The following is a 23,575-nucleotide window of genomic DNA, read 5'->3' as shown; positions in this document are numbered from 1 at the left end:
CCTTGCTGCAACTCGAATTATTTAGGGTATGTTTTTAAAATTAGTGTTGACGGAAGTTCAGGTCGTTTAAATACAGAGCGTTAAACTGCGCGTAGCGTTGCATCAGGGTTTGATGGCGAACCGGGTCAGCATGCCAGGTCTGCCAGATTTCCGGTTTTTCACACACCGCCGCGAGCGGTTTACCCGCCGCCAGACAGGCCAGCCGCGCCGCGCCCAGTGCGCCACCGGTCTCCCCGCCTTTGTGGGTCACCACCGGCATATCGAGGATATCGGCCAGCAGTTGCGCCCAGAATGGACTGCGGGCACCACCGCCAACCAGCGAGCATTGATCGATCTGCGTACCGCTCTCTTTCAGCACCCGCAGGCCATCGTTAATGCCAAAACTCACCCCTTCAAGCACCGCGTAACCAAGCTGGGCGCGCAGGCTGGAATGGGTCATTCCCCAGAACATTCCGCGCGCTTCAGGATCGTTGTGCGGCGTGCGTTCCCCTGAGAGATAAGGCAAGAAGAACGGCGCATTGGCTTTCTCTTCGTCACTTAATTCAGCAATCTCCTCCAGCAGCGCCACTTCCGTGGTGCCGGTCAGGCGACAGAACCACTGCAAACAGCTGGCGGCGCTGAGCATCACGCTCATCTGATGCCACAGATTCGGCAGCACGTGACAGAAAGCATGTACCGCCGACTGCGGGGCCGGACGATAGGCATCAGTCACCACAAACAGCACCCCGGAAGTGCCGAGCGAAATAAACGCATCGCCCGGCGAGACCGCGCCAACGCCAATGGCGCTGACCGCGTTATCTCCGCCGCCACCGGCAACCACCACCGAGGCGTTCAGCCCCCAGCGCTCCGCTACCTGCGGGTCAAGCGTGGCGGAAACCTCGCAGCCCTCAACCAGCGTTGGCATATGGCCACGCGACAATCCGCATTTATCCAGCAGCGAATCAGACCAGTCGCGTTTCGCCACGTCCAGCCACAGGGTTCCGGCGGCGTCTGACATATCGGAGACTTTCTTGCCGGTCATCTGGTAGCGCAGATAATCCTTCGGCAGCAGCACCGTCGCGGTACGTTCAAAGTTTTGCGGCTCGTGACGGCGAACCCACAGCAGCTTCGGTGCAGTGAAGCCCGGCATTGCCAGATTTCCTGCCACCTGATGCAGCTCCGGCGCCATCTCTTCCAGCTCTTCGCACTCCTGGGCGCAGCGGGTGTCATTCCACAGAATCGCCGGGCGAATCACCTCCCCCGCCGCGTCCAGCAGCACCGCGCCGTGCATCTGCCCGGAAAGGCCAATGGCTTTGATTGCCGGCCAGTGCTGGGCGCATTTTTCCCGCAGCGTGGTCATCAGGTACTCCGTCGCCTCCCACCAGGATTGCGGCGATTGTTCTGACCAGTGCGGATGGGGCCGCTGAATACTCAGCGGCGCGCTATGGCTGGCGATAACCTCATTGTTCTCATCAATGACCAGCGCTTTGACTTCCGACGTGCCGAGATCGATACCCAGATACATAGCCACCTCTTATTTAATCAGTGCATAAACGGCGGCGATCTTCTCGCGCATCAGCGCCAGGAAATCAGCGTTGTCGGCCAGTTCGCCAAATAGCGCTTTATCGCGAGCATAGACGGCTACCGGGTCGCTGGCTTCAAACATTTCATGTACCGCCTGAGCGTCGAGGATCCCGTCCTGGTATTCATATGGCAGGGTTCCTTTATGCCACTGCTCCATAAAGACGAAGAACAGTGCGGGCAGCATGGCGGTTGCTTCCGGGCGCGCGCCGCGGCGATAGCACTCTTGCAGAGTCGGCGCGATCATCGCCGGAATTTTCGAGAAACCATCGGCAGCGACGCGCTGGTTGGTATCCTGGATGTACGGGTTGGTAAAGCGTTTCAGGACCACATCGCGATAGGTCGGTAAATCAATGCCGTTATCGCCGAGGCATGGGATCACATCTTCCGTAACGTAGCGGTCGGCAATGGCGTAGATGAAATCCGTTAGCGTACTTTCATGAATATACTGCTGACCGATTAAGGTGCCCGCCCACGCAATGCAGCTATGGGAAGAGTTCAGAATGCGGATTTTCGCCTCTTCATAAGGGATAACCGACTCCACCATTTCCACGCCGACCGCTTCCAGGTTCGGGCGTTCGTCGCGGAAGTTATTTTCCACTACCCACTGGATAAAGGTTTCGCCCATCACCGGCGCTTTGTCATCAATGCCGGTTTGCGCTTTGATGCGTGCCGGTAGTTCAGCCGCCGGACGCGGTGTAATGCGGTCCACCATGGTGTTCGGGCAGGTGGTGTTGGCTGCCATCCAGTCAATCACCGCCTGTTTGCCGGTCAGCGCCAGGAATTCAACCATACCATCGTGGAACCGCTCGCCGTTGTGACGCACGTTGTCGCAGTTCAGCAGGGTTAACGGCCCGGCGTTATCGGCCATACGTTTTTCCAGAATCCGCGCGATAGTGCCGTAAATGGTTTTGCAATCGCCCTTAAGGTCAGCGATCAAATCGGGGTTGTTGGTTTCCAGTTTATGGCTGGTGTTCAGGTAGTAACCCCCTTCCGTTACGGTAAAGGCGATAACTTTAGTTTGCGGATTTGCCCCTTCGTTAATCAGCGGCTGCAACCCTGCCTGCCACGGCAGCAGTTTCTGAATTGAGGTGATCTCTTCATATTCACTCTCACCTTCCGGGCTGACGGTTTCCAGCACGTAACGCCCACCCTGCGCCGCCAGCGCCTGGACTACCTGCTCGGCATCGTTGCGAATATTCCCCGCCGCGATGTGCCAACGCTTATCTCCAGAAACAATCAGACGATGCAGATACCACGCCTGATGTGCGCGATGAAAAGAACCCAGACCAATGTGAAGCCATGTGAATTGATTGTTCATGTTCTGCTCTCCTTGAGTTGATGGGCTCACTGTAATTGATCATTTGACCTAAATAAGAGCGATGGATCACAAAAGAACAATTACCCAATTAAATTGCAAATGACCAGTAAAGAGCAAAAGCTTGCCAGTTATCCCGACCGCAGCCAGAATGCGGTTATTCGCCAGGCGAATTTATCGCTGTGGCCAGAAACTTAGGGCAGGAAACCATGAGTAAAGAAGATGATATCCGGCTGGATCAGAAGGTCCGCGCCGCATGGATGTACTACATCGCCGGACAAAACCAGAGCGAAATCGCCAGTCAGCTTGGTACTTCAAGGCCAGTGGTGCAGCGGTTGATTGCGGCGGCGAAAGAAGAAGGGATCGTATCGATTAGTTTGCACCATCCGGTAGCGAATTGCCTCGATTATGCGCAATTATTGCAGGAAAAGTACCAACTTATCGAATGCAATATCGTGCCTGCCTTTAGCGAAGAAAGTACGCTGGATAGCGTGTCGTTTGGCTGCTACCAGCTGATGGCTCGCTATTTACAGGATGATAAAGAGAAAATCATCGGCCTCGGTTCCGGCCTGACCTTGAAAAAAACCCTCCAGCGTATCGATTTCGATAGCCTGAATACCCGCTGCGTGGCGCTGATCAGCGCCATGGACGCCGATGGACAGTGTAACTATTACGATGATGTACCTCTGTTGCTGACCAGCAAAATCAAAGCGAAGTACTATCAATGGCCCGCGCCGCGCTATGCGCAGACCCAGGAGGAGTACGATATGTGGTGCACCAGCCGACTGTTTCGCAACGTTTCCGCCGTTGCCCGGCAGGCAGACGTTATCTTCGTCGGGATTGGTCCATTGGGCACACAAAGCCCGATTTTTAAAGACGGCTTTATTAGTCAGGCGCAGATGGATGAGCTAACGGCGTGTGGCGGGATCGGCGAGATCATGGGACGCTTTATCGATGCCGAAGGCGGCGTGGTCGACAGCGAAATCAACAGAATGATCACCAGCTACGACATTCGCCAGAACCAGTGCCCACGGATCGCGGTGGCGTGCGGAGAGTACAAGCGCCCGGCCATTCTGGCGGCGCTTAAAGGCGGTTGGGTCAACGGCCTGGTGACCGATGAACACACCGCCCGCTGGCTGCTGACGCGTTAACGTCAACAGCCGAATCAGCGGCTGCTCATCAACAGCGGCGGGATCTCAATCCGCTGCTGGCTGGCATCGCCGGAGTCGATGATACTAAATACCGCCTCCAGCATCGCCGGGACGTTCTGCTGCACCATATCAATATCGTGTCCCAGCAGATAAACAAACGGGTCCCAGTCAAAGCAGCCCATTGGCGGCTGAGCGCTACCGGTGAGCCCCGCCTGCGACAACCATCGCACCACGCCTTCCAGAGAAATGGTTGAGTTAACGAACAACCCCTGCAGATGAATATCAGTCGGACCAAACCGCTCTTGCAGGCAAGCCTCGACTTTTCCTTTTGAATAGCCTGGAGCCAGAATATTTGCTTCAGGCACGCTCAGCCCCAGCTCCTGATGGGCATCATGAAAACCGCGTAAACGCTCGGTGGTGTTATGGTCGCTACTGCGCCCGCCGATAAAGGTCAACGGAGCCTGCTCCCCCCAGCGCCTGGTGCTGTTGTCGAGGATCTTGTGGGTTAGTGCTTTGGCACCGCCGTAGTTATCCGAAATCACTGATGGCGCAAGAGAACCGGGTAAATCGAGATTAACCGTCGGCACCCCCGCCTGCTGGCATAACGCGGTAATTTTGTCCGGGTTGGTCGCCCCGGTCGCTACCACCCAATCCACCTGCCAGGAGAGCATCGCTTTTACCGCTTCGATTTCCAGTTCCGGGCTACGACGTGTGCAGGTAATAATCGGCAGCAGGCCGCGCTCGCGGGCCATCTCCTCAAAACGCTCGGCAACCGATCCGAAATAGCGGTTATCGTATTTGGGGACAATCATGCCGATCACGTGTGATTTTTTACTGCGCAACATGCTGGCCTGGCGATTAACCGCATAGCCCTGCTCCTCAGCAATCCGCGTCACCTTTTCGGCAAGCTTCGCGCTAATACGCCGCTTCTTCCAGTTGCCGTTAAGGATGGCGCTCACTGCGCTTGCCGACACGCCGGATAGCTCCGCCAGGTCGTAAATCGTGATTTTCTTCATTTTCCCAACTTGCGTCACAAATTCATTTCGCTGTTAATTTCCCCACTTGCTCAATCGATGAAGCTAGCGCAACATGAGCTTCATCGATTGAGCACCAACTTCACTCCAAGAGAGTATTAACGTATTCAGCGTTAATACTCCAGCGATAATGAAGAAATAATGCTTATATTCAATACCTTAAAAAAAATAGTACATAACCTCAACGCGATGCCCTCGCGCTTGAAGCCGCCAACCAGACTCGATAAAGGATTATAAAATGAACCACTCTGTATCCTCTATGAATACTTCTCTTGCTGGCAAAGTCGCCGCCGTCACCGGCGCGGCATCCGGTATCGGCCTCGAATGCGCTAAAACCCTGCTGGGGGCTGGCGCAAAAGTGGTGCTTATCGACCGCGAAGGCGAAAAGCTCAACAAAATCGTCGCCGAGCTGGGCGAAAACGCCTTTGCTCTACAGGTTGATCTGATGCAAGCCGACCAGGTCGATAATATTCTGACGGGTATCGTTAACCTCGCCGGTGGTCTTGATATTTTCCACGCCAACGCCGGAGCCTACATCGGCGGGCCGGTCGCCGAGGGAGATCCGGATGTATGGGATCGCGTGCTGCATCTCAACATCAACGCCGCTTTCCGCTGCGTGCGTAGCGTCCTGCCGCATCTGATCGCGCAAAAATCCGGCGATATTATTTTCACCAGTTCTATTGCCGGCGTGGTGCCGGTTATCTGGGAACCTATCTATACCGCGTCGAAATTTGCCGTCCAGGCATTTGTCCATACCACCCGCCGTCAGGTTTCACAGCACGGCGTGCGCGTCGGTGCCGTGCTGCCGGGCCCAGTGGTTACTGCCCTGCTGGACGACTGGCCAAAAGCCAAAATGGACGAAGCGCTGGCCAACGGTAGCCTGATGCAACCCATTGAAGTAGCCGAGTCAGTGCTGTTTATGGTGACCCGCTCGAAAAACGTCACCGTACGCGACATTGTTATCCTGCCTAACAGTGTGGATCTCTAACCGTCAACCAGACTGCTGAAGAGGATTTTATGCAAAGCAATACTCAAAACATTATTGGCGTGGATGTTGGTTCAGGCAGCGTTCGTGCGGGCGTATTCAATCTGCAGGGCGAGCTGCTGGCCCATGCCACCCGAGAAATCACCCTGTTCCGCAGCGCCGGAAGCGTGGTTGAACAGTCGAGCCGCGAGATCTGGCAGGCGGTGTGCTACTGCATTAAAACGGCGGTAGCGAACGCGAACGTCGCTCCCGCGTCGATTGCCGGTATCGGCTTCGACGCCACCTGTTCGCTGGTGGTGATTGGCGAAAACGATGCGCCGCTGGCAGTTGGCCCTTCGGAAGACCCGGACCGCAACATCATCGTCTGGATGGATCACCGCGCTACCGGGCAAGCAGAAAAGATCAACGCCACGGGCCACGCGGTGTTGCAGTACGTCGGCGGTAAAATTTCGCCGGAGATGGAAACGCCGAAGATCCTGTGGCTGAAGGAGAATCGTCCACAAATCTATCAACAGGCGCGCCACTTCTTTGACCTCGCGGATTATCTCACCTGGCGCTCAACCGGCGATTTAGCCCGCTCGGTGTGTACCGTCACCTGTAAATGGACCTATCTGGCGCATGAAAAACGCTGGGATGCCGGTTACTTCCGCCAGATTGGCCTTGAGGAGTTGGCGGATGAAGATTTTGTCCGCATCGGCCAGCGTATTGTCGATCCGGGAACGCCCTGCGAGGGCGGTCTGTGCGCAACAGCGGCAGATGAGATGGGCCTGCCCGTCGGCACACCGGTGGCGGTCGGCATGATTGACGCCCACGCGGGCGGGATTGGTACCGTTGGCGTGCTTAACGGCGCGGTCAACAATATGGCCTACGTATTCGGCACGTCTTCCTGCACTATGACCACCACCCAGGATGCCGTCTTTGTGCCCGGCGTGTGGGGGCCTTACTATTCCGCCATGGTGCCGGGGTTCTGGTTAAGCGAAGGCGGCCAGAGCGCGGCCGGTGCGGCTATCGACCAGTTATTGAGTTTTCATCCCGCCGCCACAGAGGCTAAAGCGCTGGCAAAAGAAGCCGGTGTTCCGCTACCGGTGTATCTTGCCGATAGAGTGCTGGCGCAGGTGGATAATCCTTCCGAAGCAGTCAAGCTCGCTGCCGGTCTGCACGTGGTGCCGGAGTTTTTAGGCAACCGTGCGCCGCTGGCGGACCCGAACGCGAAAGCGATTATCGCCGGGCTGGGGATGGAGCGGGATCTGGAAAACCTCATTGCGCTGTACGTCGCGGGATTGTGCGGTATCGGCTACGGTCTGCGGCAAATTATTGATGCGCAGAAAAATTGCGGGATTGATAGCGAAAATATCGTCATCAGCGGCGGCGCAGGTCAACATCCTTTAGTTCGCCAGCTGTTGGCAGATGCTTGCGGCATTAACGTGGTCAGTACCGAGTCCAGCGAACCGGTGCTGTTAGGTTCGGCAATTCTCGGTGCCGTGGCGGGTAAAATTGCCCCTTCGCTGCCGGAAGCGATGAAGCAGTTTACCCGAGTGGATAAAACTTACCGCTGCGAAGAGCAATTTAGCGCCGATCATCAGCGTCGTTACGAAGCGTACAAAACGCTCCAGCACACGGCACGGCTGATTCGCGAATAAGCAGGATCCCCGGGTTGCGGCGTAAACGCCTTACCCGGGCTACGGGTTCACAGCCTTCTGCGGACCGGTAGCCCGGACAAGGCGCGTCAAGCGCCGCCTCCGGGAAATTCGACGCCGCAGGTGCTTATCAGGCGATGGTGACTTTGCTATCCAGATAAACGTCCTGCACGGCGTTAATCAGCTTCACGCCGTCGGCCATCGATTTTTTAAACGCCTTACGGCCCAGAATCAACCCCATGCCACCCGCGCGTTTGTTGATAACCGCCGTGCGTACGGCGTCGCTCAGATCGGTTTCGCCACCCGCCGCGCCGCCGGAGTTAATCAATCCGGCGCGGCCCATATAGCAGTTAGCCAGCTGATAACGCACCAAATCAATCGGGTTCTCGGTGGTTAATTTGCTGTAAACCCGATCATCGGTATAGCCGAAGTTCACCGCTTTATAGCCGCCGTTATTCTCCGCCATCTTCTGCTTCACAATATCCGCGCCGATAGTGGCTGCCAGATGGTTGGCCTGGCCGGTTAAGTCGGCGGAAACGTGATAATCGACACCATCTTTCTTGAACGCCGGATTACGCAGATAGGCCCACAGCACGGTCACCAGGCCCAGCTCATGCGCGCGCTCAAAGGCCACAGAAATTTCCTCAAGCTGACGGCGAGACTGTTCAGAACCGAAATAGATCGTCGCCCCTACCGCCACGGCTCCCATATTGAACGCCTGCTCAACGCTGGCGTACAGCGTCTGGTCGTATTCAGTCGGGTAGCTCAGCGTTTCGTTATGGTTCAGTTTGACCAGGAAGGGGATGCGGTGCGCGTAGCGGCGTGACACCGAGGCCAGCACGCCATAGGTGGAGGCCACGCAGTTACAACCGGCTTCAATAGCCAGTTCGACGATATTTTTCGGATCAAAGTACAGCGGGTTGGCGGCAAAAGAAGCGCCAGCAGAATGCTCTACGCCCTGGTCAACCGGCAGGATAGACAGATACCCGGTTCCCGCCAGGCGTCCGGTGTTATACAGGGTTTGCATATTACGCAGCACCGCTGGCGGACGGTTGTTATCAACCATCACCCGATCGACATAGTCCGAACCCGGCAAATAGAGTTGGTCGGCTGGAATAGTCATACAACGGTGCTGTAAAAGCGTGTCGGCATCTTTGCCAAGTAACTGCGTAATATCAGTCATAGCGATCTCCCGTAAGTGCCGGTCGAAACCGGCATGCATTTTCCCAACCCAATTATTTTGGGCAGGTTAAGCCTGGTACCGACTCAGCATATTTTCCAGCCGGGAGCGTATTTTTTCAGCACAGTCTGCTGGCACGTTGTCGTGCCGTTTACCACCAGGCGTGGAAGTGATGCACCGGGCCAATCCCGTGCCCGACTTCCAGAGAATCCGCTTGCGCCAGCGCCGCAGAGAGCCAGCCTTTAGCCTCCGCTACCGTTTGCCCCCAATCATCGTAACGAGGACGCAGCGCCGCCAGCGCCGCCGATAGCGTGCAACCGGTGCCGTGCGTATTTTTGGTCTGCACTCTTGGCGCGGTAAAGCGCTGCTCACCTTCGCGGGTAAACAGCCAGTCCGGGCTCTCGGCATCATCAAGATGACCGCCTTTCATTAATACCGCGCCGCAGCCCATTCCCAGCAGCGCCCTGCCCTGCTCCAGCATCTCTTTTTCAGTTTTGGCATGCGGCGCATCCAGCAGCGCCGCCGCTTCCGGCAGGTTCGGGGTGATTAGCGACACCTGCGGCAGCAGGCGCTGACGCAGCGTTTGCACTGCGCTGAGCGAAAGCAACGGATCGCCGCTTTTCGCCAGCATCACGGTATCCAGCACCACGTTTTTAATCTGGTACCGCGCCAGTCGCTCCGCCACCGCTTCGACGATATCCGTTTCCGCCAGCATGCCAATTTTAGTGGTATCGATTCGCACATCGCTGAACACCGAATCCAGTTGCGCGGCGACAAAATCAGGTTCAATACGGTACACCGACTGCACGCCTCGGGTGTTTTGCGCCACCAGCGCAGTGATGACCGAGCAGCCGTAAGCGCCCAGCGCTGAGAAGGTTTTGAGATCCGCCTGGATCCCCGCGCCGCCGCTCGGGTCGGTTCCGGCGATGGTTAAAGCATTGATTCGTCTCACAGGCCGCCCTCCGCGTACAGTGCATCCAGGAATGCGGGAGTAAAGCTGCCGGGACCGCCCCGCTGCGCCGCGATTCCACCCGCGAACTTCATCAGACCACAGGCGGCAGCGACGTTTTCCAGACGTTCACCGGGCATCGCCGTGCTGGCGGCAACCACCGCCGACAGCGCGCAGCCGGTACCCACCACCCGAGTCATTAGCGGATCGCCGCCGGTGACCATGCGCGTACGCTGACCATCGGTGACGTAATCGACCTCTCCGGTTACTGCGACCACGGTATTCAACTGGCGAGCTAACGCCTGAGCCGCAGGCAGCGCGGCTGCGGCGGTATCAGTAGTATCAACGCCGCGCCCACCGCCGCTCATCCCGGCAAGGGCCATAATTTCCGAGGCATTACCGCGAATAGCGGCAGGCTGTAGCGCCAGAAGCTCCCGACAAAATTCAGTGCGCAGAGTCAACGCGCCGACCGCCACCGGATCCAGCACCCACGGTTTGCCCGCCTGCTTTGCGCTATGCGCCGCCGCCCGCATCGCCGTCGCGCGCTCAACGGTCAGCGTGCCAACGTTAATCAGCAGCGCATCGGCAATCGCAGCAAACTGACTGGCTTCATCGGGGTCGATAACCATCGCTGGTGATGCGCCAATCGACAGCAGCACGTTGGCGGTAAAGGTCTGCACCACGTCGTTAGTCATGCAGTGAACAAGGGGGGAATGGCGGCGAAAAAGATGCCGCAGATGGGCAATATGCGCGGGGTTTAGCAGGTCAGACATCGTTTGCTCCCGCCAGGCGATGAAGAAGCGACGACCCTGCGGTCTCTGACTTCCCTACGCTGGCATTATCCAGATCAGGTGGTACGGGTTTTTCTCAGCCTTCACAAGGAAGGGCACCCCGAGTCATTGAGAGATAAAACGTTCTCAGCGGGCAGGTTACGGGAAGTCACCGGACAACGCAAGCTGGCCTGGGGATGCCCACTGATTACAATCAACAACAAAAAAAACAATTCATTAACAAAATAAACACTTTTTCAGATACGCGATTATAGTTTGAGGAGTCATTACAGGATGTAACCCAACGTCATATCGAAATTAGTGAGTAAATCAGCGTAAAAACCTCGAGGATCCCAATGAAATTAACCCCGATAATGAAAGGATTGGCCCTGGCTGGAATATTCTCTACCCTCCCCCTGACAAGCTGGGCGGAGACCTCCCCTAAAGAAGCGACAGCGGCAACCAAACAAGCGAACGACGCGCTGTACAAACAACTTCCCTTCTCCGATAACACCGACTTTACCAACGCGCATAAAGGTTTTATCGCCGCACTGCCCACCGAGATAATCAAAGGCGAACAGGGCAACGTCATCTGGAACCCGCAGCAGTATGACTTTATTAAAGAGGGTGAAAAAGCACCGGATACCGTCAACCCCAGCCTCTGGCGTCAGTCCCAGTTGATTAATATCAGCGGCCTGTTTGAAGTGACCGAAGGTGTGTACCAGATTCGCAACCTCGATCTCTCCAATATGACCATCATCGAAGGTAAAGAAGGCATTACCGTTGTGGATCCGCTGGTGTCGGCGGAAACCGCCAAAGTCGGTATGGATCTGTATTACAAAAATCGCGGCAATAAACCGGTGGTTGCAGTGATCTACACCCACAGCCACGTTGACCATTACGGCGGCGTGCGCGGCGTGATTGATGAAGCTGATGTGAAATCCGGCAAAGTCAAAATCTACGCGCCTTCCGGCTTTATGGAAGCCGCCGTTGCGGAAAACATCATGGCTGGTAACGTGATGAGCCGCCGCGCCAGCTATATGTACGGTAACCTGCTGAAGCCGGAAGCCACCGGTCAGGTTGGTGCAGGGCTGGGTACGACGACCTCTGCCGGTACCGTCACCCTGATTGCCCCGACCAACATCATTGAGAAAGATGGCCAAAAAGAGACTATCGACGGCCTGACCTATGACTTTATGCTGGCTCCGGGATCGGAAGCACCGTCAGAAATGCTGTGGTATATCGAAGAGAAGAAGCTGATCGAATCCGCAGAAGATGTCACCCATACCCTGCATAACACTTACTCTCTGCGTGGCGCGAAAATTCGCGAGCCGCTGCCATGGTCGAAATATATCAACGCCGCCATCGTGCGTTGGGGCGACAAAGCCGAAATCATCATGGCGCAACACCACTGGCCGACCTGGGGCAATGAGAACGTTGTTAACCTGCTGAAAAGCCAACGCGACCTGTATCGTTACATCAACGACCAGACCCTGCGCATGGCTAACGAAGGCCTGACTCGCGATGAAATCGCCGCCAAATTCAAGCTGCCGGACAGCCTGGCAAACACCTGGGCCAACCGCGGTTACTACGGTTCCGTCAGCCATGATGTAAAGGCAACCTACGTGCTGTATCTCGGCTGGTTCGACGGCAACCCGGCAACCCTGGATGAACTGCCGCCAGAAGAAGCGGCGAAGAAATTCGTTGATTATATGGGCGGTGCCGATGCCATCCTTAAGAAAGCAAAAGAGGATTACGACCAGGGTAACTACCGCTGGGTGGCTCAGGTCGTGAGCATAATCGTCTTCGCCGACCCAGGTAATCTTGAGGCGCGTAATCTGGAAGCCGATGCTCTGGAACAACTGGGCTATCAGGCAGAATCAGGGCCATGGCGTAACTTCTACCTGACCGGCGCGCAGGAGCTGCGTAACGGCGTGGTGAAAGGCCCGACGCCGAACACTGCCAGCCCGGATACCGTGCGGGCAATGACGCCTGAGATGTTCTTCGACTATCTGGCGGTACATATCAACGGCGAGAAAGCCGGTACGGCTAAATCGGTGTTCAATATCGACCTCGGCAACGATGGCGGTAAATATAAGCTGGAGCTGGAAAACGGCGTGTTAAACCACACGGCCGATTCCGAGGCGAAAGACGCCGATGCCACCATTACGCTGGATCGCGCTACGCTGAACAAAATCATTCTGAAAGAGGAAACGCTCAAGCAGGCGCAGGATAAGGGTGAAGTGAAAGTGACCGGCGACGGCGCGAAGCTGGACGAAATGCTGGGTTATATGGATAAGTTTGAGTTCTGGTTCAATATTGTGACGCCGTAAATAAGTCACCCCGCGGCAGTCGGTCGCGGGGTCTTAATCTGCCTATTGTCCGATTTGCTTTCCCCTCATGGCGGGCACAGAATGATATCAAGGTGCCGTCTTGTGTTGAGGTCTCGTTATGCCCGTTTATCACCATGTCCTGGTGCTGATCAACAGCAGCCAGGATGGCGTTCCGCTGCTCAGCACGCTGCGAAAATGGCGGAAGAAAGCGCTATGCGCATTACCATTGCCCATATCAGTACCGACTACCGGGCACTGAATTACGTCTCCGATAGCCTGCTGGATGATGACGTTTCGCAGGAGGTGATTCAGGCAAAAGCGCTGCTTAATGAGCTGGCAACAACGGTATCTCTACCCGTGCAGACGCTATCGCTGGTGACCGCTCGCCGTTTTGCCGATGTTGAAGAGTGTGTGCGCCAGAGAAATATCGATTTGATTATCGCCGGACATCACAACCGGTTGCTGGGCGTCCTCGCTTCCCACTCTCTGGAGTATATTAATCATCTCACCGTCGATGTGCTGATTAAGCATCTCCCTTAGCAAGTTCTCCCCGGAGGCGGCGCTGGCGCGCCTTGTCCGGGCTACCCTACCCACACAGCATGGGCTTCCAGCCCGGTCGACATTACGCTAATAAGAGACTTTCGGCGATTGCATAGCGCGGTTGTTAGTTGATTAATTATCCCCGTTGCCGTGGGGAACGTACTAAATATATCTTTTTGTTTTATAATAAATTTTTTCATTCAAAACAATCTACCGACATTTTTGCAACAAATTGATTTTATTAAAGAGCGATAACCCTTTGATTTTAATAGATACGATAAAGTATTTCGTTAGCTCTTTCACTTTCACTGAAATGAACCGCGATAATGGCATCCTATAGATTAACTTCCCGCAGCGAACTCAATAGTAAAGCAAAACACGCTTCAATCAGCGGCGGCAAAGGCTGTGGCCCGCGCATCAGCGCCACGGTCCGCGTTAAGGCAGGTTGCTGAAGCTGGGCAATCTTCAACACAGGATCCTGAAGATGGGTGGTATAAAGCGCAGGCAGAATCGCCACTGCCAGCCGGGAACGCACCAGACCATAGAGCGTTTCAATATAATCAACCTGATAGCGCGTATTAAGCGTCAGGCGATGACTCTCTGCCAGCGCGCCGACCAGACGCTGAATATTGCCCTTTGAGAACACCGCGATATCGCGCCCGGCCAGTAGCTTCCACGGCAGATGCGGCTGCCCGGCCAGCGGATCGTCACAATGCAGCACCGCAACGAACGGATCTTCGCGCAGAGGATAAACCAGCAGTTCCGGCGGCAAAGAACGATCAATTGCGCCAATGGCAAAATCTATTTTCCCCGACTGCAGCTCGCAAAACAGGGCATCGTTGGTCTGATCGTGAAACTCCACCCTCAGGCGCGGAAAAGCCTGAGCCAGCGTCTGCGGCAGCAGCGGAAACAGCAGCGAGCTCACCGAAGGCACCAGGCCAATGCGCACCGTGCCATCCCCGCCGGCCTCGACAATCTGCTGCATATCCTGAAACGCCAGCTGCGCCACGCTCAACACCCGCCGGGCATGGGGCAAAATAGCGGCCCCCAACTCGGTCAACGTCACTGACGACGCCGTGCGGTTAACCAGCTTACCGCCCAGTACGGCCTCAATTTGCCGCAGCGCGCTGCTTAGCGCCGGTTGGCTGATAGCCAGCCGATTAGCGGTATCGGTGAAATGGCGTAGCTGAGCCAGGGTCACAAAATACTGGAGCTGTTTAAGCGAAAGTGCAGGCAGACGCTGCCAGGGTTCAGTCATAGTGTTTTTCGTCAACGGTCATTACGTAGAATAACCCGAGGTTATCGGGCGATAAATTTATTCATCTGGGCAAACGTTTGCTCTGTCCCTAGAGTATCTGCATTATCCTTGTGCCGGAGTTGTTATGTCCAGCAGTGCTGAAACCCGCCGCCGCGCCGTCCAGGCCGCACGCGGCGAATCCCCGTTCGATCTATTACTGACCGACGCACAGATCGTCGACATGGCGAGCGGCGAGATCCGTGAGGCCGATGTCGGCATCGTTGGCGAAATGATCGCCAGCGTGCACCCGCGCGGTAGCCGATCCGATGCCCACGAACGTCGCTCTCTGGCGGGATATTTTTTGTCACCAGGGCTGATGGATACACACGTTCACCTCGAAAGCTCCCACCTGCCGCCCGAGCGTTATGCCGAAATCGTCCTGACTCAGGGCACTACGGCGGTGTTCTGGGATCCGCACGAGCTGGCCAACGTGCTTGGCGTTGAAGGTGTGCGCTATGCCGTCGCCGCCAGCCGCGATCTGCCGCTACAGGTGATGGTCGCCGCGCCCTCCAGCGTGCCGTCCACGCCGGGGCTGGAGATGTCCGGCGCGGATTTTGCCGGCGCGGAAATGGAAACCATGCTGGCGTGGCCGGAAGTACGCGGCGTCGCCGAAGTTATGGACATGCACGGCGTATTGCACGGCAGCGAGCGGATGCAGGAGATTGTCCAGGCCGGTCTGAACAGCGGCAAGCTGATTGAAGGCCACGCGCGCGGTTTAAGCGGCGCGGACCTCCAGGCCTATCTCGCCGCCGGGGTGACATCCGATCACGAACTGACTTCTGCGGAAGATGCACTGGAAAAGCTGCGCGCCGGGCTGACCGTAGAAATTCGCGGTTCGCACCCTTACCTGCTGCCAGATATCGTCAAGGCGCTGAAAACGCTGCCGCATCTATCCTCGCAGATCACCGTCTGCACCGATGATGTCCCACCGGATATGCTGCTGGAAAAAGGCGGCATCATCGCCCTGCTCAACCTGCTGATTGAGCATGGTCTGGCGGCGACCGACGTATTACGCTTCGCCACCTTAAACGCAGCGATCCGTCTACAGCGTAACGATCTGGGGCTGGTTGCCGCCGGACGTCGCGCCGATCTTGTCGTTTTCGATTCATTAGAAAAGCTAAAAGCGCAGGAAGTCTACGTCGCCGGGAAGCTGATTGCCCGCAAAGGGACTCTGCTCCAACCTGTTTCAGCGGCGGCGGGCGTGACGCCACCGCGCAATACGCTTCAGCTGACACCGCTAAATCCTGACGATTTTATCCTCCGCGTCGAAGATATCCGCCACGGCGTCGCCCGCCTGAGGCATATTCGCGGCGCGCGCTTTACCCAGTGGGGCGAAGTGGAAGTGCAAGTTCGCGACGGCAAAGTGCAAATCCCGGACGGGTTTAGCCTGATTTGGGTTAAGCATCGCCACGGCCGCCACGAAGCGAAGCCGCAAATTGCGCTGCTGGAAGGCTGGGGTGAGCTGCGCGGTGCGATCGCCACCAGCTATTCGCACGACTCACACAATCTGGTGGTGCTGGGCCGCGATGCCGACGATATGGCGCTGGCGGCAAATCAGTTGATCGCATCCGGCGGTGGTATGGCGCTGGCGCAGCAGGGCAAAATCCTCGCTCACGTGGCAATGCCGATTGCCGGGATGCTTTCCGATTTACCAGCCCCGGAGCTGGCGCAACAGTTCCGCCAGCTGCGAGACCTGAGCGCAGAAGTCGCCGACTGGGAGCCACCGTACCGTGTGTTTAAGGCTATCGAAGGCACCTGCCTCGCCTGTAACGCCGGACCGCATTTGACCGATTTGGGTTTGACCGACGGCAGTACCCGCCAGATTGTCGACCCGCTGATAGACTGCCGGGAAATCCCGGAATACATAAAACACACAGAGCACAACAATAAACATCAGGGAGCCTAAGCATGGCCGACAACACCCTTCATTCATCCGCGCAAGGAAGCTGGCTGGAGCGCCGTTTTGCCTTATATTCGCGCGGCAGCACGTTGCGTACCGAGTGCCTGGCCGGGATCACCGGCTTTCTTGCCGCCGCCTATCTGCTGGTGGTTATCCCCGGACTGCTGGCGGTGGGCGGGATGGATAAAGGCGCAGCGACCACCGGCACGATTCTGGTATTCGTCGGCGGCACCCTGCTGATGGCGTTTTACGCCAATCTGCCGTTTATCGTTGGGCCGGGCATCGGTGGCTCGGTGCTGGTTGGCGTAACGCTTGCAGGCAGCGAGGGGATTGGCTGGCAGGTCGGCCTCGGTATCGCCTGCTGGTCAGGGATCCTGTTTTTCCTGCTGACAAAATTCGGCCTGCGCGAAGTGGTCACCCGCTCGGTGCCACAATCTATTAAACTCGGGCTAACCGCCTCGATCGGCCTGTTCGTTGCGGTACTGGGCTTTCGTAACGCCGGGCTGGTGCTGGCAAATGCCAAAACCAATGCCCTGATGCTCGGGGATTTTCTTTCACCGGGCGCACTGGTCGCGCTCTGCGGGCTGTTTCTGGCGATTGCCCTACAGGCACGAAAGATCCCCGGTTCTATTCTATGGGCCATCCTGGTCGCTACCCTGATCGGTATCCCCATGGGCGTCACTAAACTGCCGGGCAGCATTATCGATATGCCGCATTCGCTGACGCCGGTGCTGGGGCAAATCGATATGCTGGGGGCGTTGAATATCGCTTTCCTGCCGTTCCTGTTCGTCTTTTTCGCCTCAGAGTTCTTTTCCACGATGGGCACCACGCTGGCGGTGGGCGGCGAAGCGGGCCTGCTGGATGAAGAAGGCAACATGCCGCATATCAATCGCCCGTTTATGGTCGATTCCATCGCGGCGGCTATCGGCCCGTGGCTGGGTATTCCGGCGGCGACCGCGCTGATTGAATCTTCGGCGGCGGCGGAAGCTGGCGGCAAAACCGGGTTAACTGCGCTGTCGGCGGCGGTAATGTTCCTGCTGATGCTGCTGTTTACGCCGGTGGCATTGATGATCCCGAAAGAAGCCACCGCGCCAGCGCTAATTCTGATCGGCCTGAATATGTTCAGCGGCCTGCGCAAAGTAGATTTAGGCAATTTCACCGACGGATTGCCGGTACTGATGATGGTGATGATTACGCTGATTGCCAACAGCTTCGGTACCGGAATTGCCGGTGGGCTGCTGTTTTATGTGGTGATTAAGACTATTGCTGGCAAGTGGCGAGAAATCCCGATTGGCCTGTGGATCCTCGCCATTCCGCTGGTGTACTACTTTGCGACGCTGGTGAAGCATTAAGGTTCATGCCGCTCATTTTCCCGGAGGCGGCGCTTGACGCGCCTGTCCGGGCTACCGGTCCGCAGACGATGGTGGACCCGTAGCCCGGCCAGGCGAAGCGCCGCCGGGAATGACACCAGCGTTAGAGCCTATACTTTCTCGCACTCCGCTTTAACCGCCTCATACAGTAGCCGCACCGCAGGAGAAAGCTGTTTGCGGTGCGGGCAAATCATATTTAGCGGCACGACATCACCCTGATACTGCGGCAACAGCACCTGTAGCCGCCCTTCTCGAATGTCATCACTCACGTCCAGCGTGGATTTATACGCAATCCCCTCCCCGGCAACCGCCAGGCGGCGAATAACTTCAGCGTCATCACTCACAATCGTGCCGGAAACCTGCACATGGTGAACTTCGCCCCCAAAACTAAGCGGCCAGCGATCGAACGGCCTGCCGCGCAGCACGTAGGTCAGCGCATTATGCCGCGTTAAATCATCCAGCGTCTGCGGTTCACCGTGCTCGGCTATCCAACCGGGCGAGGCCACCAGCACGCGCCGGTTCTCGGGCGCAACCGGCAGGGAAATAAACGAGGCGTCGTCGTTATCGCCATAGCGAAATGCCACGTCCACCGGGTCTTTAAACACATCGGTCCGATGATCGGAAAACAGGATCCGTAAACTCAGCGCGGGATGGCGCTGGCGAAAAGCGCGAAACACGCGCAGGAGCAAGTTACGCCCCAGATCGGACGGCACGGCAATTTGTAACGTGCCGCGAACTTCGTCATCGGGAGCCTGGATTTTTTGCAGTCCGGCGTACAGCGTATCCAGCATCTGCGTGGCATAGGGCAGCCAGGTCTCCCCTTCAGGGGTCAGACGCAAACTACGCGTTGAACGGGCAAAAAGACGAATGTTCAGCGTCGTTTCCAGGCGTTTTATCGCCGCACTCACCTGCGCGGGCTGCTGCCCGGCCTCTCGCGCCGCCTCGCTAAAGTTGCTTAATGCCGCGGCGCGGACAAACAACGCCAGATCTTCCAGCCTGAACATAGGAGCTCCCGAATCAGGATTATTCTCAAAACCGACGCGATCCGCCGAAAAACGTCGCAGCATCACTGTTTGCTTACACTTTTAACCAAACCAACACTTGCCATTTCCTTGATGTATCAGGAATGATACGAGGCTGCGATTTTGTGTCCAGGATAATAATGAGGAAATTATGCGTAAAACAAAAATGATGCTTCTGGGCGTACTGTTGGCCTGTTCCAGCGGAGCGTGGGCTGCTGGCGGCGCTATACAGAAATATGAGCTGGATGGTGTTACCGCAGACTTCAAACAATTCCACATCGGCGATACCGTACCGCCGCTGTACCTCACGCCAGAATACAACATTAAGCAGTGGCAGCAGCGCAATCTGCCCGCACCGGACGCCGGTACTCACTGGACCTATATGGGTGGGAGCTACGTTCTGATTACCGATACTGAGGGGAAAATCCTCAAAATCTACGATGGCGAGATTTTCTACCATCGTTAAAAACCGAACGCCAGCGCGCTACCAGCCGCTGGCGTTTCTCGTTTCTATTCGTTAAAACGGTTTTGCTTTTGCATAAATTCCTCGACGGCAATATATGAAGCAATTTGCTCATATAACATCAGAATACTTAATATCAGATCGCCGCCGCTTCGCAGTAAATCATCCGGCGCAGTGCGGCTTTGATCACCTGATAAAAAAGTGATTTGTTCGAAAATTTCATTATATTCACCATAAGCGCCAATCGGAACCTCAGTTAGCGGGATGTTTTCCTGGCAATAACGCAACGCATCGGCTGCTTTCTCCGGCAAAGAGCGCGTATGCATAAAAATAACCAGCAGTTCTCGTAACTTAACGATTAGAGCAATATTATTCATCATTCACTCCGAAAATCTATTACGGATATTTTATTCCTTACCTCGTTTTTATCTACGTATGACTAATGATGACAACTTCCCGCCCCAAAAAAATTAGATGAGGAAAATAGATTCCTGTAAAAAAACACCTCACCCTGGCGAATAAAAAATATTTCACTTCTATGTTAATGAAGCTCTCACAATTGCCGGAAGAATACAATGTTAATAATATGTTTTATTGATAAATCTCAACACGTTTGAATGTGAATAAAAATAAGTAATAGTTAACATCAATGATATTCATTTGGTGATTAACTTATAAGGCAGAAAAGCGTAGTTATCTGCAGACATAAAAAAACCGCGCGACGTAAAATGCCGCACGGCTTAGCCTTGAAAGGTGATTACACCGCCCGGAAGGCAATCTCGCCGGGGATCACTTCGCCCTGCCAGTACAGCTGCGCCGCGACGCGGTCCGCTAGCTGGCGGTAAGTCTCGGTAAACTCGCTTTCCGGGCGCGCGACCACCGTCGGGGTACCTTTATCGAGGTCTTCACGCAGGGTGATATGCAGCGGCAGCTGGCCCAGTAGCTGAGTGTGGTATTTATCCGCCAGCTTTTGCGCGCCACCGGTACCGAAGATAGGTTCGTGGTGTCCACAATTGCTGCAAATATGCATACTCATGTTTTCCACAATACCCAGTACCGGCACTTCCACTTTTTCAAACATCACGATGCCTTTTTTGGCGTCGATCAGTGCGATGTCCTGCGGCGTAGTGACCACTACCGCGCCGGTTACCGGAATGTTCTGCGCCAGCGTCAGCTGAATATCGCCGGTGCCTGGCGGCATATCCAGTACCAGATAATCGAGATCCGGCCACAACGTTTCCTGCAGCATTTGCATCAGCGCTTTGCTGGCCATCGGGCCGCGCCATACCATGGCGTTATCGTCAGTCACCAGATAGCCGATGGAGTTGGTTGCCAGACCGAATTTCATAATCGGCGCCATGTGAGTGCCATCCGGTGACGTCGGACGCTGGTCTTCCGCGCCGAGCATGGTCGGAATCGACGGGCCGTAAATATCGGCATCGAGAATACCCACTTTCGCCCCTTCCGCCGCCAGCGCCAGCGCCAGGTTAACCGCCGTAGACGATTTCCCCACCCCACCTTTGCCGGAGCTGATGGCGATAATGTTTTTTACGCCGTTAATACCGGGCTGATTTTTTACCCGCTGAAGCGTGGCGATGCTGTGCGTCAGCTTCCAGTCAATGGCTTTAGCGCCGGTAATGCGCAACAGCTCAGCGCTGCACTGCTCTTTTAACACCTCAAACGCGCTATGCCACACGAACGGCATCTGAATTTCGATGTGCACGGTCTCGTCCAGCCAGGCGACGTGGTGCAGCGCCTTCAGCGTGGTGAGGTTATGTTTCAGGGTTGGGTGCTGGAAATTAGCCAGGGTCCCGGCAACCATCGCACGTAGGCGCTCGGGGGATTTGGCCTGGGATTGCGAACTCATCCCGACTCCTTTGTTATTGTGAGTTGAATCTTGTCCGTTAAGTTTACCTTAAAGGGAATAATTCCCCCACAATAAGCTTTGGGCTTACCAAATTATTGCCTTTGCGGTAACATCGAAAGCCCTTTTTACAATAGAAGATGTAATGCCCACTATGACTCAAGTCGCGAAGAAAATTCTGGTAACGTGCGCGCTGCCGTACGCAAACGGCTCAATCCACCTCGGCCACATGCTGGAGCACATCCAGGCTGATGTCTGGGTCCGTTACCAGCGAATGCGCGGCCACGAAGTCAACTTCATCTGCGCCGACGACGCCCACGGCACCCCGATCATGCTGAAAGCGCAGCAGCTCGGGATCACTCCGGAACAGATGATTGGCGAAATGAGTCAGGAGCATCAGACCGATTTTGCTGGCTTCGGCATCAGCTACGATAACTATCACTCCACGCACAGTGACGAAAACCGTGAGCTGTCGGAGCTTATCTATGGCCGCCTGAAAGAGAACGGTTTTATTAAAAACCGTACTATTTCGCAGCTTTACGATCCGGAAAAAGGCATGTTCCTGCCGGACCGTTTCGTAAAAGGCACCTGTCCGAAGTGCAAATCACCGGATCAGTACGGCGATAACTGCGAAGTGTGCGGCGCAACCTACAGCCCGACCGAGCTTATCGAGCCGAAATCGGTGGTTTCCGGCGCAACGCCAGTGATGCGCGAGTCTGAGCACTTCTTCTTTGATCTGCCGTCATTTAGCGAAATGCTGCAAGCGTGGACCCGTAGCGGCGCGCTGCAGGAGCAGGTGGCGAACAAAATGCAGGAGTGGTTTGAATCCGGCCTGCAGCAGTGGGATATTTCCCGCGATGCGCCGTACTTTGGCTTCGAAATCCCCAACGCGCCGGGCAAATATTTTTACGTCTGGCTGGATGCGCCAATTGGCTACATGGGCTCTTTCAAGAACCTGTGCGACAAGCGCGGCGACACCACCAGCTTTGACGAATACTGGAAGAAAGATTCTACCGCCGAGCTGTATCACTTTATCGGCAAAGATATCGTCTACTTCCACAGCCTGTTCTGGCCTGCGATGCTGGAAGGCAGCAACTTCCGCAAACCGACCAACCTGTTCGTTCACGGCTACGTGACGGTCAACGGTGCGAAGATGTCCAAGTCGCGCGGTACCTTTATTAAGGCCAGCACCTGGCTGAAGCATTTTGACGCCGACAGCCTGCGCTACTACTACACTGCCAAGCTCTCTTCACGCATCGATGATATCGACCTGAACCTGGAAGATTTCGTGCAGCGCGTGAATGCCGACATCGTCAACAAAGTAGTGAACCTGGCGTCCCGTAATGCGGGCTTTATCGCTAAGCGCTTCGACGGCGTGCTGTCCGCTGAGCTGGCTGACCCGGTGCTGTACAAAACCTTCACCGATGCAGCTGCAAGCATTGGCGAAGCATGGGACAGCCGCGAATTCGGCAAAGCCATCCGCGAAATCATGGCGCTGGCCGACGTCGCGAACCGCTACGTTGATGAGCAGGCTCCATGGGTTGTGGCAAAACAGGAAGGCCGCGACGCCGACCTGCAGGCCATCTGCACCATGGGTCTGAACATGTTCCGCGTGCTGATGACCTGGCTGAAGCCGGTTCTGCCGGAGCTTTCTGCACGTGCAGAAGCCTTCCTTAACAGTGAACTGAGCTGGGATGCCATTCAGCAGCCGCTGCTCGCTCACAAGGTCAATAATTTCAAAGCGCTGTATAACCGCATTGAGATGAAGCAAGTTGAAGCGCTGGTTGAAGCGTCGAAAGAAGAGGTGAAAGCGCTGTCAGCACCGGTCACCGGTCCGCTGGCGGATGACCCGATTCAGGAAACCATCACTTTTGACGACTTCGCCAAAGTCGATATGCGTATCGCGCTTATCGAAAACGCCGAGTTCGTTGACGGTTCCGATAAACTGCTGCGCCTGACGCTGGATCTCGGCGGCGAGAAACGCAACGTCTTCTCCGGCATCCGCTCCGCCTATCCAGATCCGCAGGCGCTGATTGGTCGCCTGACGGTGATGGTCGCCAACCTGGCGCCGCGTAAAATGCGCTTCGGCATCTCGGAAGGCATGGTGATGGCTGCAGGCCCCGGCGGGAAGGATATCTTCCTGTTAAGCCCGGACAGCGGCGCTCAGCCAGGCCAACAGGTCAAGTAACCCCGCATAAAGCG

18 protein-coding genes, 1 pseudogene and 1 riboswitch are annotated in these 23,575 nt (G+C 55.9%); of the genes and pseudogenes, 9 read left to right on the top strand and 10 right to left on the bottom strand.

The window, feature by feature from the left end; translation table 11 throughout:
* Positions 1-40: 40 nt before the first annotated feature.
* Positions 41-1,504, bottom strand: coding sequence for a xylulokinase (gene xylB, locus AC07P6_RS10160; protein ID WP_478316148.1), 1,464 nt, complete (start codon positions 1,502-1,504; stop codon positions 41-43).
* Between the two features lie 9 nt (positions 1,505-1,513).
* Positions 1,514-2,881: a D-arabinitol 4-dehydrogenase gene (gene dalD, locus AC07P6_RS10155; RefSeq protein ID WP_182239882.1), complete on the bottom strand. Its 1,368-nt coding sequence runs from the start codon at positions 2,879-2,881 to the stop codon at positions 1,514-1,516.
* A 206-nt stretch (positions 2,882-3,087) separates the two neighbouring features.
* On the opposite strand from dalD, the gene AC07P6_RS10150 reads away from it, so the two are divergent.
* Positions 3,088-4,029: a sugar-binding transcriptional regulator gene (locus AC07P6_RS10150; protein WP_181485637.1), complete on the top strand. Its 942-nt coding sequence runs from the start codon at positions 3,088-3,090 to the stop codon at positions 4,027-4,029.
* A 14-nt stretch (positions 4,030-4,043) separates the two neighbouring features.
* Here the strand turns inward: AC07P6_RS10150 and AC07P6_RS10145 are convergent, their stop codons facing one another.
* Positions 4,044-5,045, bottom strand: a complete 1,002-nt coding sequence (locus AC07P6_RS10145) for a LacI family DNA-binding transcriptional regulator (RefSeq protein ID WP_434662472.1) — start codon at positions 5,043-5,045, stop codon at positions 4,044-4,046.
* 256 nt (positions 5,046-5,301) lie between these two features.
* Between AC07P6_RS10145 and AC07P6_RS10140 the strand changes: the two genes are divergently transcribed.
* The gene (locus AC07P6_RS10140; RefSeq protein WP_181485635.1) at positions 5,302-6,051 is read left to right on the top strand and encodes an SDR family oxidoreductase; all 750 of its coding nucleotides are present in this window, start codon (positions 5,302-5,304) and stop codon (positions 6,049-6,051) included.
* 29 nt (positions 6,052-6,080) lie between these two features.
* Positions 6,081-7,688 carry an FGGY-family carbohydrate kinase gene (locus AC07P6_RS10135; RefSeq protein ID WP_478316145.1) on the top strand — a complete coding sequence of 536 codons (1,608 nt, stop codon included), beginning with the start codon at positions 6,081-6,083 and terminating at the stop codon, positions 7,686-7,688.
* A 127-nt stretch (positions 7,689-7,815) separates the two neighbouring features.
* Here AC07P6_RS10135 and fbaB read toward each other — a convergent pair whose 3' ends face one another.
* From fbaB to thiM, 3 genes are all read right to left on the bottom strand, one after another.
* On the bottom strand, positions 7,816-8,868 hold the full coding sequence (fbaB, locus tag AC07P6_RS10130; protein WP_112213138.1) for a class I fructose-bisphosphate aldolase: 1,053 nt from the start codon (positions 8,866-8,868) through the stop codon (positions 7,816-7,818).
* Positions 8,869-9,016: 148 nt separating this feature from the next.
* A complete protein-coding gene (gene thiD, locus AC07P6_RS10125) occupies positions 9,017-9,817 on the bottom strand; it encodes a bifunctional hydroxymethylpyrimidine kinase/phosphomethylpyrimidine kinase (protein ID WP_304260530.1) in 801 nt (266 codons plus the stop codon).
* On the bottom strand, positions 9,814-10,587 hold the full coding sequence (gene thiM / locus AC07P6_RS10120) for a hydroxyethylthiazole kinase (protein WP_478316143.1): 774 nt from the start codon (positions 10,585-10,587) through the stop codon (positions 9,814-9,816). The genes thiD and thiM overlap by 4 nt, the downstream gene beginning before the upstream one ends.
* Before the next feature lie 34 nt (positions 10,588-10,621).
* Positions 10,622-10,718: riboswitch (TPP riboswitch) on the bottom strand.
* Between the two features lie 222 nt (positions 10,719-10,940).
* On the opposite strand from thiM, the gene AC07P6_RS10115 reads away from it, so the two are divergent.
* Together AC07P6_RS10115 and AC07P6_RS10110 are read left to right on the top strand one after the other, a co-directional pair.
* A complete protein-coding gene (locus AC07P6_RS10115; protein WP_478316142.1) occupies positions 10,941-12,917 on the top strand; it encodes an alkyl/aryl-sulfatase in 1,977 nt (658 codons plus the stop codon).
* 118 nt (positions 12,918-13,035) lie between these two features.
* Positions 13,036-13,457 (top strand): annotated as a pseudogene (locus tag AC07P6_RS10110) (universal stress protein).
* 334 nt (positions 13,458-13,791) lie between these two features.
* Here the strand turns inward: AC07P6_RS10110 and AC07P6_RS10105 are convergent.
* Entirely contained in the window at positions 13,792-14,715 is a 924-nt protein-coding gene (locus AC07P6_RS10105) for a LysR family transcriptional regulator (protein WP_478316141.1), read from the bottom strand.
* 124 nt (positions 14,716-14,839) lie between these two features.
* Between AC07P6_RS10105 and AC07P6_RS10100 the strand changes: the two genes are divergently transcribed.
* A complete protein-coding gene (locus AC07P6_RS10100) occupies positions 14,840-16,660 on the top strand; it encodes an adenine deaminase (protein ID WP_478316140.1) in 1,821 nt (606 codons plus the stop codon).
* Between the two features lie 2 nt (positions 16,661-16,662).
* A complete protein-coding gene (locus tag AC07P6_RS10095) occupies positions 16,663-18,006 on the top strand; it encodes an NCS2 family permease (RefSeq protein ID WP_182239898.1) in 1,344 nt (447 codons plus the stop codon).
* A gap of 128 nt (positions 18,007-18,134) precedes the next feature.
* Here AC07P6_RS10095 and AC07P6_RS10090 read toward each other — a convergent pair whose 3' ends face one another.
* Entirely contained in the window at positions 18,135-19,028 is an 894-nt protein-coding gene (locus AC07P6_RS10090) for a LysR family transcriptional regulator (protein ID WP_434662455.1), read from the bottom strand.
* Between the two features lie 169 nt (positions 19,029-19,197).
* On the opposite strand from AC07P6_RS10090, the gene AC07P6_RS10085 reads away from it, so the two are divergent.
* The gene (locus AC07P6_RS10085; RefSeq protein WP_110277442.1) at positions 19,198-19,512 is read left to right on the top strand and encodes an RcnB family protein; all 315 of its coding nucleotides are present in this window, start codon (positions 19,198-19,200) and stop codon (positions 19,510-19,512) included.
* Positions 19,513-19,556: 44 nt separating this feature from the next.
* Here the strand turns inward: AC07P6_RS10085 and AC07P6_RS10080 are convergent, their stop codons facing one another.
* Together AC07P6_RS10080 and apbC are read right to left on the bottom strand one after the other, a co-directional pair.
* Complete coding sequence (locus AC07P6_RS10080; RefSeq protein ID WP_142513110.1) at positions 19,557-19,886, bottom strand: hypothetical protein; 330 nt, start codon at positions 19,884-19,886, stop codon at positions 19,557-19,559.
* A gap of 380 nt (positions 19,887-20,266) precedes the next feature.
* Positions 20,267-21,376 (bottom strand): iron-sulfur cluster carrier protein ApbC, encoded by a 1,110-nt coding sequence (gene apbC, locus AC07P6_RS10075; RefSeq protein ID WP_110277441.1) that lies wholly within the window; start codon positions 21,374-21,376, stop codon positions 20,267-20,269.
* Positions 21,377-21,527: 151 nt separating this feature from the next.
* Between apbC and metG the strand changes: the two genes are divergently transcribed.
* Positions 21,528-23,561: a methionine--tRNA ligase gene (metG, locus tag AC07P6_RS10070; protein WP_182207653.1), complete on the top strand. Its 2,034-nt coding sequence runs from the start codon at positions 21,528-21,530 to the stop codon at positions 23,559-23,561.
* The last annotated feature ends 14 nt before the right edge of the window (positions 23,562-23,575 follow it).

The organism is Klebsiella sp. GFKo11, assembly GCF_056490265.1.
This window is presented reverse-complemented; position numbering and strand designations above follow the sequence as displayed.